This window comes from Halomicrobium sp. HArcel3, from assembly GCF_058933135.1.
Genome location: NZ_JBZYDN010000006.1, coordinates 21,621 through 35,693, shown reverse-complemented (window position 1 = coordinate 35,693; position 14,073 = coordinate 21,621). Strand labels below are relative to the sequence as shown.

Annotated in this window: 16 protein-coding genes; 8 read left to right on the top strand and 8 right to left on the bottom strand. The window is 66.2% G+C overall.

Annotated elements, in window-relative coordinates:
- Window positions 1-174: 174 nt before the first annotated feature.
- The gene (locus tag AC5FRV_RS15000; protein WP_493561902.1) at window positions 175-450 is read left to right on the top strand and encodes a HalOD1 output domain-containing protein; all 276 of its coding nucleotides are present in this window, start codon (window positions 175-177) and stop codon (window positions 448-450) included.
- Between the two features lie 56 nt (window positions 451-506).
- On the opposite strand, the gene AC5FRV_RS14995 is transcribed toward AC5FRV_RS15000, so the two are convergent.
- Window positions 507-1,259 carry a mechanosensitive ion channel family protein gene (locus tag AC5FRV_RS14995; RefSeq protein ID WP_493561901.1) on the bottom strand — a complete coding sequence of 251 codons (753 nt, stop codon included), beginning with the start codon at window positions 1,257-1,259 and terminating at the stop codon, window positions 507-509.
- Between the two features lie 162 nt (window positions 1,260-1,421).
- Here AC5FRV_RS14995 and AC5FRV_RS14990 point away from each other — a divergent pair, with 162 nt between their 5' ends.
- On the top strand, window positions 1,422-2,831 hold the full coding sequence (locus AC5FRV_RS14990; RefSeq protein WP_493561900.1) for a DUF8593 domain-containing protein: 1,410 nt from the start codon (window positions 1,422-1,424) through the stop codon (window positions 2,829-2,831).
- Window positions 2,832-3,074: 243 nt separating this feature from the next.
- On the opposite strand, the gene AC5FRV_RS14985 is transcribed toward AC5FRV_RS14990, so the two are convergent.
- On the bottom strand, window positions 3,075-3,305 hold the full coding sequence (locus tag AC5FRV_RS14985; protein ID WP_493561899.1) for a hypothetical protein: 231 nt from the start codon (window positions 3,303-3,305) through the stop codon (window positions 3,075-3,077).
- A 312-nt stretch (window positions 3,306-3,617) separates the two neighbouring features.
- Window positions 3,618-4,817 (bottom strand): AI-2E family transporter, encoded by a 1,200-nt coding sequence (locus AC5FRV_RS14980; protein WP_493561898.1) that lies wholly within the window; start codon window positions 4,815-4,817, stop codon window positions 3,618-3,620.
- 386 nt (window positions 4,818-5,203) lie between these two features.
- Between AC5FRV_RS14980 and AC5FRV_RS14975 the strand changes: the two genes are divergently transcribed.
- A complete protein-coding gene (locus tag AC5FRV_RS14975) occupies window positions 5,204-5,596 on the top strand; it encodes a DUF5518 domain-containing protein (protein WP_493561897.1) in 393 nt (130 codons plus the stop codon).
- Window positions 5,597-5,646: 50 nt separating this feature from the next.
- On the opposite strand, the gene AC5FRV_RS14970 is transcribed toward AC5FRV_RS14975, so the two are convergent.
- Both AC5FRV_RS14970 and AC5FRV_RS14965 read right to left on the bottom strand, forming a co-directional pair.
- The gene (locus AC5FRV_RS14970) at window positions 5,647-7,002 is read right to left on the bottom strand and encodes a TIGR00341 family protein (RefSeq protein WP_493561896.1); all 1,356 of its coding nucleotides are present in this window, start codon (window positions 7,000-7,002) and stop codon (window positions 5,647-5,649) included.
- 39 nt (window positions 7,003-7,041) lie between these two features.
- Complete coding sequence (locus tag AC5FRV_RS14965) at window positions 7,042-7,506, bottom strand: DUF1269 domain-containing protein (RefSeq protein WP_493562073.1); 465 nt, start codon at window positions 7,504-7,506, stop codon at window positions 7,042-7,044.
- 256 nt (window positions 7,507-7,762) lie between these two features.
- On the opposite strand from AC5FRV_RS14965, the gene AC5FRV_RS14960 reads away from it, so the two are divergent.
- The 4 genes from AC5FRV_RS14960 to AC5FRV_RS14945 all read left to right on the top strand — a co-directional run bounded on the left by AC5FRV_RS14960 (window position 7,763) and on the right by AC5FRV_RS14945 (window position 10,477).
- Complete coding sequence (locus tag AC5FRV_RS14960; RefSeq protein ID WP_493561895.1) at window positions 7,763-8,107, top strand: DUF5789 family protein; 345 nt, start codon at window positions 7,763-7,765, stop codon at window positions 8,105-8,107.
- Between the two features lie 68 nt (window positions 8,108-8,175).
- Window positions 8,176-8,871: a DNA starvation/stationary phase protection protein Dps gene (gene dps / locus AC5FRV_RS14955; RefSeq protein WP_493561894.1), complete on the top strand. Its 696-nt coding sequence runs from the start codon at window positions 8,176-8,178 to the stop codon at window positions 8,869-8,871.
- Window positions 8,872-9,089: 218 nt separating this feature from the next.
- Window positions 9,090-10,040: a TIGR03557 family F420-dependent LLM class oxidoreductase gene (locus AC5FRV_RS14950; protein ID WP_493561893.1), complete on the top strand. Its 951-nt coding sequence runs from the start codon at window positions 9,090-9,092 to the stop codon at window positions 10,038-10,040.
- 110 nt (window positions 10,041-10,150) lie between these two features.
- A complete protein-coding gene (locus tag AC5FRV_RS14945) occupies window positions 10,151-10,477 on the top strand; it encodes a DUF7130 family rubredoxin-like protein (protein ID WP_493561892.1) in 327 nt (108 codons plus the stop codon).
- Window positions 10,478-10,679: 202 nt separating this feature from the next.
- Here the strand turns inward: AC5FRV_RS14945 and AC5FRV_RS14940 are convergent, their stop codons facing one another.
- Entirely contained in the window at window positions 10,680-11,540 is an 861-nt protein-coding gene (locus tag AC5FRV_RS14940) for a hypothetical protein (RefSeq protein WP_493561891.1), read from the bottom strand.
- A 361-nt stretch (window positions 11,541-11,901) separates the two neighbouring features.
- A complete protein-coding gene (locus AC5FRV_RS14935; RefSeq protein WP_493561890.1) occupies window positions 11,902-12,261 on the bottom strand; it encodes a HalOD1 output domain-containing protein in 360 nt (119 codons plus the stop codon).
- A 479-nt stretch (window positions 12,262-12,740) separates the two neighbouring features.
- Between AC5FRV_RS14935 and AC5FRV_RS14930 the strand changes: the two genes are divergently transcribed.
- The gene (locus tag AC5FRV_RS14930) at window positions 12,741-13,193 is read left to right on the top strand and encodes a hypothetical protein (protein ID WP_493561889.1); all 453 of its coding nucleotides are present in this window, start codon (window positions 12,741-12,743) and stop codon (window positions 13,191-13,193) included.
- Window positions 13,194-13,372: 179 nt separating this feature from the next.
- Here AC5FRV_RS14930 and AC5FRV_RS14925 read toward each other — a convergent pair whose 3' ends face one another.
- Complete coding sequence (locus tag AC5FRV_RS14925) at window positions 13,373-14,041, bottom strand: helix-turn-helix domain-containing protein (RefSeq protein ID WP_493561888.1); 669 nt, start codon at window positions 14,039-14,041, stop codon at window positions 13,373-13,375.
- Between the last annotated feature and the right edge of the window lie 32 nt (window positions 14,042-14,073).

The following is a 14,073-nucleotide window of genomic DNA, read 5'->3' as shown; positions in this document are numbered from 1 at the left end:
GCTCGATCCCGACGAGGCTGTATCTTCGACCGGATAGTGGCGGTCTGCCGACGGCGTCTCTCTCGACGTCCGGCGCCACGAGTGAGTTGGCCGGGTCGAGCGGCGGTGAACGCGGGACGGTGGGGCCGTTCCGCGACGGACAAGAACTAAAACGAATGGATGGGACAGTAGATTATGGCAGACGAAGTGGCCGACGGCGGCGGGTACGAGACGACGTTCGACCCGGCGCGGGGCCAGCCCAACGTCGACGTCACCGAGACGGTCGCTGCGCTGAAAGGGGTCGAGAGCGACGAGCTCTCGCCGCTGTACGACGCCGTCGGCCACGTCGTCGACGACATCTTCTCCGAACCGCCACGCTCCGGTTCCGACGTCGAAGTGTCGTTCTCCTACGAGGGGTTCCGCATCACTATCTCCCAGGACGGGGACGCGAGGTTCCGCCCCGAGGAGTGAGCCTTGGCTGTGGGGGAGCCAGCGCCGCGTTCGGTGCCGCTGCGCGTTCGTCGTCGTTAGCTGCGCGATTCGCTCCCCCCGTCGGTCTGGCGTGGCTCCTCCGGGGTGGGCGTCCCCTCGGACGCGCGTCCCATCCACTGGTTGATGTTGTTGGCGACGTACTCGTGGCCGCCCCAGCCGATGGCGAGACCGACGCCGAGGGCGAGGGCTGCGGCGACGCCCCACGCGATGGCGTTGGCGAACACGTAGAGGATGCTGACGTCGATCCCCATCGTGTCCAGCCCGATCACGATCGCGGTGAAGTAGAGGAACACGCGCGTTCCGGTGGCGAACCACGACGTGTAGGCCGTCTCCGTCGCTGCCCGCGTCTTCATCATGGTGTCGCCGATGAAGTCCGCGACGACGAAGCCGATGACGATCACCGCCAGGCCGGCGATGAACGCGGGCAGGTACGAGACTGCGGTCCCTATCCACTGGGACAGCAACGGGATCGCGAGGACGTTCGCCGCCGCGAGGATGGCCAGCGCGTAGACGAACCACTTCGCGATGGCACCGAAGGTGTCCGAGACGGCCTGGCGCGATCCGCCCATTATCCGGCCGAGAGGTGTATCGAGGACCATTCTGTCCAGTTCGACCGCATCGGTCAGTCTGCTGACGACTCTGGCCGCCGCGACGCCGACGACCCAGCCGATGAGCAACACGACCAGTGCCGCGACGAGTCTCGGCAGGAACGCGACGATGTCTGCGACGGTGTTCTCCAGATACTGCGGAACGTCGACCTGTAACGCCAGCGCTGTCGTTCGTGTCATTGTGTCTCCATTACACACTAACCTATCGACCCAGATAAATACGGCAGGTCGTATTTGTCGCCAAAATTCAGTAAGCACACCGATATCGTCTCGCAATTTTACCGGTGGTACGGGGGTGGGCGCATACTTATGAATCGTGAAGATCAATTGATGTGTGTAGCCATGCCCCGAGACGACGACACACCGAGCGAGAGCGAGGTAACGACAGATCCCGACCGCATCGAGACCTGGGCCGACGAACACGAAGCGACGCCGGTCAGGCGCGAAAGTGGCGGGGAGGACACCGTGGAGATCCTCCCGGAATCGGACCGACGGGAGCACCACGAAGAGATGACGTGGGACGACTTCCACCGGGAAATCGACGAGAACGAGATGGTCGTGATCCGCCGGAACCGGGACTCGCGTCCCTTCGACGTCCTCGCACGGAACGAGATGGTGAGCCGGCTGGACGCCGAGGACGTCGAGCAACGGCTGATGGCCGGCGAGACGGTCACCTCGACGATCACCGAGACGACGGTGATCGAGGAGACCATCGTCGAGGAGGCCACCGTCGAGAGCGAGGTCGTCGACCGCGCCGTCGTCGAGGAGAGCATCGTCGACGCCGAACTCGTCTCGCGCGAGGTCGACCACTGCGAGGTCACCGCCGTCGACATCGACGACGAGATGGTCGACGACGAGCTGTTCGAGACGGGCTACGAGAGCACCGACGACGACATCGAGGTCACGGTCGAGGTCGACGAGGACTGGGCGGTGACCAGGGAGGTCCTCGAACAGCTGACCATCGAGAGCCGCATCGTCGACACGGACGCGACGGAGACCGAGACCGTCGAGACGGACTCCATCGAGGAGCGCGTCGACATCGAGGGCGTCCAGGAGACGATCCTGGAGGGCGACATGCTCGCCTCCGGGGGGCGTGCCAACGAGGTCATCGAGAGCGGGGCAATCGAGAGCGAGTTCCGCGAGGGCGAGGTCGTCGAGACGACGTTGCTCGAACGCAAGACCGTCGAGGAGGAGCTGCGCGTCCGGCGGGAGTACACCGGCGACCTCACCACCGGCAGTACGCTCTCGGCCGAGACGATCAGCAGCCGGGACGTCGAGACCGAGATCGCCACGGACGAGGACCGCGAGTTCCTCGACCGGGAGGCCATGGCCGACACCGGGACGACTGGAACGATCGGCGGGTCGGAGACGATGGCCGACACGGAAATGGCCGACGACGATATGACGGCTGACGACATGGAGACGACCGCTGACTCGGAGGCCACGGCCGGTACGGAACCCCCCACCGCGTCGGCCGACGCGGACGCCGGCGAACACAGAGTGATGCCGACGGAGGCCGACGAGGGGAAGATGGTCGTCGACGCCACCGGCGAGGAGGTCGGGATGGTCACCGACGTCGAGGGCGGCACGATGTACGTCGACGCTCACCCGTCGCTCACCGACCGCATCAAGTCGGTCCTCGACTGGGGCGGCCACGACGACGACGCCTACCCGCTGGAGCCGGAGAACATCGCCAGTATCACCGACGACGAGGTGCAGCTGGCCGGCGAGGAAGACCTGGAGCGGGCGTAGACAGCTTGGTTCCGACCGAAGGGAGGAACCAAGGGACGAGTGAGCGGGGAACGAAGTGACCCGCGAGCAGCCGTTCCGACCGAAGGGAGGAACCAAGGGACGGGCGAGCGGTTCCGACCGCAGGTCGCGCGGCTCCCTGCACTGGCGCTCAGGGGGCGTATCGCACCCGTGGCGCCAGAGGCTCGCTGACTCGCGGTTTCACGTCTCGTCGGGACACGGCCGCGAAGCGACCGTTCGCGGGGCTCAGCCCTCGGGGTCGCACTCGGGCGGGAAGTCGGCCTTCGAGGAGCGTTCGGCGCCGCATCTGATGCAGCGGAAGTAGCGCTCGCGGTAGGCCGTCTGGCCGTCCCACCGGCGGTGCTGGTCGGGATGTTTCCCCGGGACCCAGTCCGTCCTGTCGATGACGAGGTGCTGTTCGACTGGCGTCGCGTCGGGATACGCTGGTGCGGTGGATCTGTCGTCGTGGGTGTTCATTTTCTTCGGGTTCCCACAGGTCGTGCGCTGATTCGGGGCGCGAGGACCGGCGGATCCGGTTCTCGACGGCCCACGCCGGATACTGCTGACGCCGGTCCGATAGCGGTTCCCGGCGCCGGAACGTTCGGTGAATCGGGTAGGCTCTAGACGAATATAAGCGGCGCCCCTGCCAGCGCAGTTCCCTCTCACAAACCGGTCGGAAACTGCCCCGTCGGTTGGCGAGCGGCGACCGTCTCACTGGGTTGCTGGGGGAGGGCGTCCGTCTGGATCCCGATCCGGTCGACCGACGACGACAGGTGGACTTACGCACAGTCATCCTGGCGTCCCCTCTTCCACTCCCGATTCGGACGGCGTGCGCGGTTCTTTCCGCGTCTCCTCGACGTACTCGTCCAGAGTCCGTTTCAACGAGACGCGGGTCCGCTCTCGCTCCGGGTGGGCGAGTACCGGGAGGATCTGTCGCATGAACCCGACGATCAGCACGAGCAGCAGGGGCCCGAGGAAGATGCCGTACCAGCCGAACAGCGCCGGACCGAGGAGGTAGGCGAACATGACGAGTGCGGTAGCGAACAGCCGTCCCGAGAGGTACGGACGGATGTACGTCCGCACGACGTTGTCGAACACGAGCGCCATCACGAGCAGGAACACAACTGGGTACCAGAGCAGTACCGGATCGGCCGAAGCGGCCTGAATCCCGAGGAGCGCCGCGATGAAGAGGTACACGATGGACCGACCGACGAGCGGAACCAGCGTGAACAGACCCGTGACGACGGCCAGCAGTACGACCGACGGAATCGCGAGCGTGCCGGGTGCGAAGAGATTGAACGCGGTGTATATGAGCGCCGTCAGAACCATGATGGCGAATATCGTCAGGGTGTAGCCGAAGTACACCGAATTGAATCCCGCGTCGACGCCCCGGAAGTAGTCGGTTGCGAGACTGTCTTCGTCGAAGACCTCGGTGGTGAACCAACCCGCGAGGCGGCGGTCGTTGACGAGCAGGAAGAACGCCAGGAGCACGGAGAGGAACACGTTGTAGAGCGTCGCACCGACGGCGCCGAGCGCCCCGCCGATGGTCACGACGGTGGACTGGACGGACGGTTCCTGGACCAGGACGACGACGGTCTGGTACACGTCTTCGGGCGTGTTCGGGACCGGAGTGGGAACCTGAAACGGAAGCCGTTCGACGATCGCCTGGACCGGAACGCCGGCGAGGGCGTCCACGAACTGGCCGAGTGCGATCACGAAGAACGCCGCGACGAACACCACGAACGGCACGACGATGAGGAGTATCGTCGCGGCGGCGGCCAGTCCGGCCGAACCGATACGGGATTCGAGCCAGCGAGTGATCGGGCGCGCGACGTAGTAGACGAACAGTCCGAAGACGATCCAGGGGAGGTACTCGAACGCGACGAACGCCGTGACGCCGAGGAACACGACGCCGAGCACCCACCAGGCGAGGTGTTCCCGCGCCATCCCGACCCGGACCGATCCCGTCTCTGCCTTGTCGAAGGACATAGAGCGAAAATTCGATTCGAGCGCCCATAAATCGAATCGATCCGACACTTTTCGGCCGACGGACGCGGGCGAGTATTCTCTACGTACGTGCGAGAAGACGTGAGATTATCCGGGTGAATCCGACCGGCCAGCAGTCCGAGATTCATCGAGCAGACCGATCGATCTCGCATCGTCACGTTCCGTGGTTCGCGCGTCCCCCTCGGTTCGACGTCGTCCCCGTCTCGTAACTGGCTCGTACTCGCCACCGTATGTGGCTCGTATGCTTTCGAGAATGTGATGCACGTATCACATGTTCGACGGACTCAATTCTCGCCTTGCTCGTGCGCTTACCGATAGTGTAAGGAACGTTGTACTACGGACGTCGCTAGCGTACCGTCTCTCGTATCATGAGTGTAAACTGGAGCGCAGTAATAACTGGATTCGTCATCGCGATCGTCCTCGGACTGTTCGTCGTCTGGGTCGTCCCGATCACGGCGGGAACCGTCTGGCTCCTGGCCGTCCCCGGACTGGTCGGTGGGTTCATCGCCGGATACATCGTGACGGGGGTCTGGAACGGCGCCCTCAACGGCGGCCTCGCCACGGTGTTCGGCGGGCTGGTCTGGCTGGCCGTCGTCACGCTCGCGGGAGCGCTCTTCGCCGGACTGGTCCCGGCGGTCAGCGTCGCGGGCGTCGGCTTGATCGCCCTGTTCGTCCAGGCGATCCCCGGCGCGCTGGCCGGGGCCCTGGGCGGCTGGTGGAAGGCCCACCGCGAAGAACGTCCAGGGCCCACGACTGGGTGATTCAGCCCTCGAAACGACCGCGGTTCCGCGACTATGCTTCGGTGAGGCGTTTACCGCAACGCGGCGCCGGGCGACGGCGTGCTGGTGCTCGGCCAGCCGAGCGGTGGCTCCGGCGGCTCTGACTCCGAGACCTGTGCCTCGATGAACCCGACGCGCACCTCGACGTCCCGCCCGAACTCCCGCGTCAGTTCGTCGTCCCATCGCTGGGCGAGGTCGGGTGGCACCTCCTGCGTTCGTGAGACGCCAAGGAGGACGTTCACCACCGGTTCGTTCCCGAGCAGCAGGTCGTCGGGTTCGTAGTCGACGGTCACCGAGACGAGTTCGACGTCCTCGACGTTCCCTTCGGCAAAGCGCTGGTGCAATTCGTTCCTGGTCTGCTGCTCGAAGGACTGCGTCTGGAACGTCGTCCAGGTGACGGCGCCGAGGGCCACGGAGAGCACGGCGATGCCGACGGCGATGACGACGATCCGGGAGTACACTGACGCGCGAACGCCCTCGTACCGACCCGCCTCGAGCGGCTTGAACCCCGCGAACCAGAACAGGACGAGCGCCGAGACGTTGATCGCCAGCAGGTTCACGACGACGAGCACGGCGGCGGCGACCGCGACCCCGGGAAGCCCGAACGCGATTCCGAGCCCGGACGTCGCCGCCGGTGGCACGAGCGCCACGGCGATAGCGACGCCGACGAGCGCGGAGCCGGCCCCCCGCATGATGCTGATCGCACCGGCCATGCCGGACCCGAGCGCGAGAAAGAGCGAGAGGAAGTTCGGGCTCGTCCGCTCTGCGACCTGTGGGATGGTCCGGATGTCGAGTCCGGGCGGGATGAGTATCGTCTGCTGGACGAACCAGCCGAACACCGCGGCGGTCGCGACGGCCGCGAGGAGCCCCGATACCTGGAGTGTGACGCCGCGAGAGGCCATGTCCGGATCGTCGAGGATGCTCCCGACGCTGGCCGAGATGGCGGGGCCCATGAGGGGCGCGACGACCATCGCCCCGATGATGGTCGCGGCGGAGTCGAGCAAGAGGCCGGTCGTCGCTATGATCGTCGACAGCACCAGGAAGGCGAAGAACGTCGAGTTCGCCGGCGCGAGGTCCTGCGCCCGGGCGTAGAGCTCCTCTCTGGATATCCGCAGCCCCGGGAACCGTTCCACGAGCGCCGCGAGGCGCTGGGACACCACCGTCTCCGTCGGCAAGACGATCGTGTACGAGTCCTCCCGGATGCCCGCCCCGACCAGGTCTTCCATCACTGGCTCGACGCCGCTCGGCGGGACGGGAAACTGGACCATCGCCTCGAAGTCGCCGCGGCCGACTTCCTCGAAGACGGCGTAATCGACCCCGTCGTCGTCGAGGACGTCGAGGACGGCCTCGCGGGTTCCCTCGGGGATCAGGACCTGGACGAGCCTCATCCGTCCCCTCGGGCGGGACGCTGTTCGTTCACGACCGGATCAGCCCGCGACTTCCTCGGCCGCGAACGTCTCCTTGAGCTGGGTCTCGTCGTCCGGCGAGAGGTTCGTCTGGATGATGGTGAACTCCGCGTCCGACAGCTCCTCCTGGATCCGGTCGATGTTGGCGTCACGCGTCAGCAGGAACAGCGCCGACATCCCCGGTTCGATCGTCTCGCTGACCTCCTTGATGAACGAATCGTCGATTCCCACGTCACCGAGCTTTCCCGCGAGTGCGCCGCTCGCTGCGCCCACGGCCATTCCGAGCCACGGAGCGAGGAAGAGCACGCCGATGAGCATCCCCCAGAACGCGCCGCCCAGGGCACCGGACCCGACGAGGCTGTGGGCCTGCTTGACCTTCGCGTGGCCGTTCTCCTTGCGGACCACGACCGCAGCGTCTTCCAGCGTGATGAGTTCGCGCTTCTGGAAGTCGTACATCTGTTCGCGCATCTCCTCGGCCCCGTTCATGTCGTCGAACGCGAGCACCACTAGTGAGTTCATGCGGGACGACGCTTCGCCGCAGCGACCAATAGTTATACACGGGGTCATCTGCGCCCCAATGTAACATACTGGGTGAATGCGTCGCCATACTCCCGAGTAACGCCGGCTTTTCGACGCTGAGGGGACAGTGAGTTGGAACTGCAACGGCTCGTCCGAACGTCGCGGCTGTCAACACCCCAACTACTTTGCCCGTACCGCACCAAAATCGACCGAGGCAACTCGCATGAGTGACAACCGCGACATGGGGATCGAGTTCGGCGACCTGCAGGAAGACCTCGAACAGGAGTCGTATCCCATCTCGAAAGCGGAACTGCTGGAGAAATACGGCGACCGGACAGTCACGCACTCGGGCGGCGAGAGCACCGTCGAGGAGGTACTCGGTCCGCTCGGGCGCGAGGAGTTCGAGGGACAGGACCAGATCCACCAGTCGATCCTCAACATGGTCGGGGACGAGGCGGAGGGCCGCGAAGAGTACTCCGACCGCGGCGGGTCCATGGCCGGCGAGAACCGCGACAGCGACGGTGGCGGCGGGGACGGCGAGGGAGACGGAAACCAGGAATCCCTCTAAGTACCTGTCGTTGACGCTAACTTTCTTACGGCCGCCCGGAGTAGTCGGCATGCGGTCGGGCGATATCCATGAGCCAGCAACAGCCACCCACCCAGAGCCAGCAGTCCGAACAGCTACCGAACGACCAGCAGTCCCCGCAGCCCCAGCACGCCCAGCAGTCCCAGCAACCACAGCACTCCCAGCAGCAGGTGCAGATGCAGTCCCAGGGCGGGCAGACGCAACGCCAGAGGCAGCCCCAGCAGCAGGGCCAGCGGCTGTTCTCGACGCGGAACTATCTCGACGAACAGGTCCGGACGACGAGCATCACCGCGCTCAACCAGGTCCTCGCGGACATCACGGCGGTCACCATGCAGACGAAGACAGCCCACTGGAACGTCCGCGGGCCGAACTTCTACCAGCTCCACGAGCTGTTCGAGGACGTCGCCGACACGCTCGAACCGTTCATCGACGACATCGCCGAGCGGGCCACGGCGCTCGGCGGCCGGGCCCAGGGCACCGCACCCGTCGTCGCCCAGCAGTCCTACGTCCCCCAGATGTCCCCGACGCTCTCGGACGAACAGGCGCTGCTCGAGGCGCTCGCGGCCAGCCTCGCGCGGTTCGACGCGACCCTGTACGACCGGATCAAAGCCGTCTCGGAGCAGGGCGACCTCGACACCGCGGACCTGCTCAACGAGGTCTCGCGCGAGGTGTCGAAGGCGCTGTGGCTCGTCGAGGCCCACCTCCAGGGCGGGACCGGCGACCAGCGCCAGCACCGCGCCCCGTAGGACGACGCGGTCGAACTACCCGTGCGGCCGACCCGCTGCGCACGGAGTCACCACCCCAACTCACCACCTGAACCGACTGGCGACCCACCGACTGGCGACCCACCGACCGACGACCCAGCCCATGTCACGACCCCAGCGATCCGTTCGACGCCAGCCGCCGTCACGGACCCACCCGTCGCACAGCACCGAAACGCCAGGTTCCGGACGGAGTGATCCCGATGCCTGAACTCGGCTACACTATCTCCAGCGAGGAGCACGGTCCGAACGCGCTCGTCGACCACGCCGTCCGTGCCGAGGAGGTCGGCTTCGAGTTCGCCGTCGCCTCCGACCACTACCACCCGTGGGTCCAGAACCAGGGCGAGGCGCCCTTCGTCTGGGCGACGCTCGGCGGCGTCGCCCGCGAGACGGAGGACCTGCGGGTCGGCACCGGCGTCACCGCGCCGATCATCCGCGTCCACCCCGCCATCGTGGCCCAGGCCACCGCGACCACGGCGTCGCTGTTCGAGGGCCGATTCTTCTTCGGCGTCGGCACCGGCGAGAAGCTCAACGAGCACGTCACGGGCGAGCGCTGGCCGGCGTTCGACGAGCGCATGTCGATGCTCGAGGAGTCGGTCGACGTCGTCCGCAAGCTCTGGACCGGCCAGAACGTCACCCACCGCGGGGAGCACTACACCGTCGAGAACGCGAAGCTGTTCACGCTCCCCGAGGAGCCTCCGGACGTCGTCGTCTCGGGGACTGGCCCCAGGTCCGCGACGAAGGCCGGCGAGTTCGGCGACGGCTTCGTCAGCACCGCGCCCGCCGAGGACCTGGTCGATCGGTTCCGGGAGTCGGGCGAGGGCCCGCGCTACGGACAGGTGACGGTCTGTTACGCCGAGGACGAGCAGACTGCCAGGGAGACGGCCCTGGAGCACTGGCCCAACAGCGCCATCCCCGGCGACGTCAGCTGGGAGCTCCCGACGCCGAAGCACTTCGAGGCGCTGGCGGCGGACGTCACCGAGGCGGAGATCGCCGAGAGCGTCGTCTGCGGCCCCGACGCCGACGACCACCTCGACCAGATCCAGCAGTTCGTCGACGCCGGCTTCGACCACGTCTACGTCCACCAGATCGGTCCGAACCAGGCGGACTTCTTCGAGTTCTACGAGTCGGAGATACTGCCATCCTTCAGCTGAGGCAGTCCACTCGTGCGTTGCCCGTTCGTCGGTTTCGATACCCACGTGAGAACCGCCTGATCAGTAGTTTGGTGCCAACGTTTTACGGTACCAACTCCTACGAGAGATGTATGAGCGGTCGAGGCGAGAAACCCGACGCCGAGGACGAATCGGAGGCGCTCAGCATCTCGATCGGCGAGACACTCTACAACGAGGAGGGCGAACCCGTCGGGACCGTCCGCGGGATCGAGGAGAGCGGCGTGTACCTGACCACTCGCGACGACATCGAGGGGATGAGCATCGAACACGCCAGGTCCGGCCAATCCTTCGGCGAGGCCGAACTGATGTGGCGCTGCACGCAGTGCGGCGAGATGGGCGACATCGAGGGCGGCCTCCCGGACACGTGTCCCAACTGCGGGTCGGAGAAGGAAGACTTGATGTACTGGACGGAGGACTGAATTGCCCAGTGGTGCGCTCCGTCGCACCACCGCGATTCAGTCCGAGTGAGGATTGAAGCGTCCAGTGGCGCGCTCCGTCACACCACCACGGATCAGTCCGAGTGAAAACTGGAGCGTCTGGGAAGCGGTGGGCCGTCACGCAACTGAGCGGGGCCAGCGGTCGACCGGTGGACTGCAGGGAGCGTCAGCGAGGACGGTGGGGCTACGTCTCCTGGGTCAGTTCCGACGTCTTGGGCTCCTGCTCGGAGCGCTGGTCCCCGCCGGTCGGGGACTGTGAGGGCTGGTCGGTCGGCGGTTCCTGCTGGGGCCCCCGTGACTCCGGCTGACCCGGCGGTGTCTGCGCGGAGGGTGTCTGCGTCGGCTGGGTCGGTGGTCGCTGTGACTGCTGGGTTGGCGGTTGCTGTGATTGCTGGGTCGGTGGCTGCGACTGAGCCTCCTGCGCAGGGGGCTGCTGGGGCGGCTGTGTGTATTGCCGGGACTGCTGGGGTGGCTGTGTGTACTGCTGGGACTGTTGCGGTGGCTGCTGCTGGCGAGGCTGTTGCTGGCCCTGTGGCTGCTGCATCCCCTGTGTGGACTGCTCGCCGAACTGCGGTGACTGGGGCTGCTGGGACTGCGGTTGCTGCATCGGCTGCTGTTGCTGGGGCCGCGGATACTGCTGAGACTGTCGACTCTGCTGGAGTGGTTGCTGTGACTGTTGCTGGTACTGAGACGCTTCAGGCTGGTACTGGGGCGGCTGGAACTGCTGCATCTGCTGGGGGATCTGCCGGGCCTGGGACTGCATCGCCGCCATCCCGGACTCGGTGGCCTGTTCCGTGTTCTGGACCGCGTTCTCGACGGTCGTGATGTAGGTGGTGAGCGCGTCGTTGGTGAAGTCGATGCCCTGGCGCTGGGCCCACCTCCCGAGTTCCAGCCCGTTGAGCATCATCTCGGCCGCGCTCTTCTGGAACTCGACGGTCTGTTCCAGGGGGAACTCGACTGCCTGCTGTACGGCGCGCTGGCCGTTCTCGATCGTATCCTGTTGCATCTCTATCGCCTTGCTGACGAGGTCGTTGGAGTGACTCATTGGTAGTGACGTGGTCTTGGTCGATTGCCTGGTCGCGCGACGCCGCTCCTTCCCGGGCCGCGGGTACGCGAGGCGGAGGCGGTGGGTCGCGCGGTCGCTCGTGGCGCCTGTACTCCGCGGGCGTCGACAGGCCGTTCGACTGCTGGTGTCCGTATAAATCGCCGATACCGTTCAGCGGAGTAGTCGGCGCCGTCCCCGGAAAACGGACGTTTTCTCGGCCGGTCCGTCCGGCCCAGGAGGGCGCGACGGGCCCGTGGGAGGCGGCGTGGAGACGGCGATACCGGAAGTAAGACGCTCCTGACGCGAGCGGTGACGTGACCGCGACGGGGAGAGAAGAGAGACCGCAGAGTGAAATCGGCTGCTACCGCTGGACCGGCGGCGACTGGCGCGGCGGGACGATGGCGATCTGGCCGTTACTGTAGACGGTTACCTGGTGGTTCCAGACGGTGAAACTGAGGTGGCCGTTCGTCCGTGGGGTCCCGTCCGGTTTGGGCGCGAAGAGGCGGTCCAGCGCCTCGGGGTCGACGTGGTCGTTCAGCGTGAATCCGGTGTCGGTGACGTCGATGCCGGTGACGTCGGAGATGGCGTGGGCGAGCGTCGTCGTCAGCTCCGCGGCGCCGTCGAAGTCGTGCCTGACGAAGTAGTTGCGGGTATCACGGGCCTGCTGCTGGGGGGCGTTGTGTTCGACGTGTTGTCCGTTGCGATACATTGATTGAGTCACTCTGTTCGTTGTCGGTGTGTTAGTAAAAGTTTTACTGCCGGTATGGGTTTTCTTCCGCTACGTCGACCCGCCGCCGTACGGCCATTGGCGGCCCGAAATCGACCGTCTTCGCCGGATTATAACAGATTTCGTACCAGTTCACGTCGGACGGTTCGACACTGGCGTTCAACGTAAGCTTTCAGGGTCCTAAGACGAGCTTACTCCTCGTGTTGACGGTCGAAGGGGCGGAACTGTAGCCCGCTGAGCCAACTGTTCCGGACGTGCTGAACGCGCGTGTCCCGGACGCGTGGGCGCCGGCAGACTCACTCCGATCGTCTCCCGAGCCCGGCCTCACGCAGTTCGGCCGGACGCCGACCCGTTCGTCTGTCGCGTGCTGGTCGTCCGCCCGGCGGCGTTCCCCACGGGGCGCCGGTGCCGTCCACGGGATAGCCGCCACCCGGACTTCTTTGAGGTTTCGGCTCGTCTACACGAACGGAGCAATGTCCCCCCAATCCAAGTCGTCAGCGATGATGCGAAAAGGCGCGCGGTTCGCAGCGACCGAACTCCTCCGGGAACCGATGAAACAGGCCGTCCGCGAGGCTATCCGTGAGGAGGCCGACTCGGTCTCGGTCGCGAGTGACGAGTCCGGTTCCTCGTCTGGAACGGCCGACGAGACCGACGAGGACTGGCACGGTCAGGAGTCCGTACAGCAGGACCACTCCGGCGGCGGCGGGCGGTCCAAACTCGCCACGATGGGGATCGTCCTCGCGATCGTCGCGATTACGTACATGGCCCGAAGGCGGATGTCCTCGACCAGCGGGTCGGCCTGGTCCGAGCAGTCGGCCGGCGACGTCGCCAGGGACGACGCCGAGGGCGGCTACGTCTCGGAAGGCGAGATGCAGACCGCCGAGACCGCCGACGAGAGCGCCGGTTCGCCGGCGACCGAGCGGTAACGGGCAGCGACACGGCGACGACCCGGACGCGACAGCGATTCGTAGTGGTGGTTGTAACTTTTCACCGGCGTTCGGTGGCACCGGCCTCGACGAACGCCGACGGACTCGCTCTGCTCGTCCGTCGAGCCCACGCTCGCTCCGTTCGCGTGGACGCCGGTACGGGATTACAACCACTACTATCAGGGGCGCGATTCGCGGTCGAGGTGCGCGCCGAGCGTGGCCGCCACCAGCCGTCGGTGGCCGCGACGCAACCGCTCGGAGAGCGCCTGGTGTGAGACGTCGAGCTCCTCGGCCAGTTCCGTGAGCGTCGTCCCCCGGGGGACGTCGTAGTACCCCCGTTCGAGCGCGACTTCGACCGTCTGGAGCTGGTGCTCCGTCAGATCTGACTGGCCGGCACGCGAGGACTCCGTCATCGGGTAGATCCGTTCGATCCGCGCGTCGACGCCGTACCGGTCACAGGACTCGACGATGGCCGCGACCGCATCTCGCTGGGGGAAGAGGAGCCGGAACGTCCAGGTGCCGCCCTGTGCTTGCGCGCCGAGAATCACACCCCGGCCGGCGACGAGCAGCCCGGTCACGACCGGCACTCGCGTCGTCCACGTCAGTCGGTAGAGCGAGGCTTCGTGGACCTGCGTGCACACGGAGACTCCGTCGACGCTCGGGTCCTCGTCGAGGGTCTCGGTGAGCGTTCCACGGTCGGCGCCGGAGCCCCACACCAGCGGCATCACCTCGTCGGTGCCGTCGGTCACTACCCGGACGGCCTCGAAGACGGCGTCGGGGAGTCGCCGACACGTCTCCTGCAGTGCGAACTGTTCGGTCGGGACTGACGCCTCGACGATAGTGCTCATCCGGCTACCGAACTGTACGGACGTCGGGGTAA

Bases quoted from the DNA above. Each gene is read 5' to 3' on its own strand.
- AC5FRV_RS15000 (WP_493561902.1), top strand. From the start codon at position 175: ATGGCAGACGAAGTGGCCGACGGCGGCGGGTACGAGACGACGTTCGAC.
- AC5FRV_RS14995 (WP_493561901.1), bottom strand. From the start codon at position 1,259: ATGACACGAACGACAGCGCTGGCGTTACAGGTCGACGTTCCGCAGTAT.
- AC5FRV_RS14990 (WP_493561900.1), top strand. From the start codon at position 1,422: ATGCCCCGAGACGACGACACACCGAGCGAGAGCGAGGTAACGACAGAT.
- AC5FRV_RS14985 (WP_493561899.1), bottom strand. From the start codon at position 3,305: ATGAACACCCACGACGACAGATCCACCGCACCAGCGTATCCCGACGCG.
- AC5FRV_RS14980 (WP_493561898.1), bottom strand. From the start codon at position 4,817: ATGTCCTTCGACAAGGCAGAGACGGGATCGGTCCGGGTCGGGATGGCG.
- AC5FRV_RS14975 (WP_493561897.1), top strand. From the start codon at position 5,204: ATGAGTGTAAACTGGAGCGCAGTAATAACTGGATTCGTCATCGCGATC.
- AC5FRV_RS14970 (WP_493561896.1), bottom strand. From the start codon at position 7,002: ATGAGGCTCGTCCAGGTCCTGATCCCCGAGGGAACCCGCGAGGCCGTC.
- AC5FRV_RS14965 (WP_493562073.1), bottom strand. From the start codon at position 7,506: ATGAACGGGGCCGAGGAGATGCGCGAACAGATGTACGACTTCCAGAAG.
- AC5FRV_RS14960 (WP_493561895.1), top strand. From the start codon at position 7,763: ATGAGTGACAACCGCGACATGGGGATCGAGTTCGGCGACCTGCAGGAA.
- dps (WP_493561894.1), top strand. From the start codon at position 8,176: ATGAGCCAGCAACAGCCACCCACCCAGAGCCAGCAGTCCGAACAGCTA.
- AC5FRV_RS14950 (WP_493561893.1), top strand. From the start codon at position 9,090: ATGCCTGAACTCGGCTACACTATCTCCAGCGAGGAGCACGGTCCGAAC.
- AC5FRV_RS14945 (WP_493561892.1), top strand. From the start codon at position 10,151: ATGAGCGGTCGAGGCGAGAAACCCGACGCCGAGGACGAATCGGAGGCG.
- AC5FRV_RS14940 (WP_493561891.1), bottom strand. From the start codon at position 11,540: ATGAGTCACTCCAACGACCTCGTCAGCAAGGCGATAGAGATGCAACAG.
- AC5FRV_RS14930 (WP_493561889.1), top strand. From the start codon at position 12,741: ATGTCCCCCCAATCCAAGTCGTCAGCGATGATGCGAAAAGGCGCGCGG.
- AC5FRV_RS14925 (WP_493561888.1), bottom strand. From the start codon at position 14,041: ATGAGCACTATCGTCGAGGCGTCAGTCCCGACCGAACAGTTCGCACTG.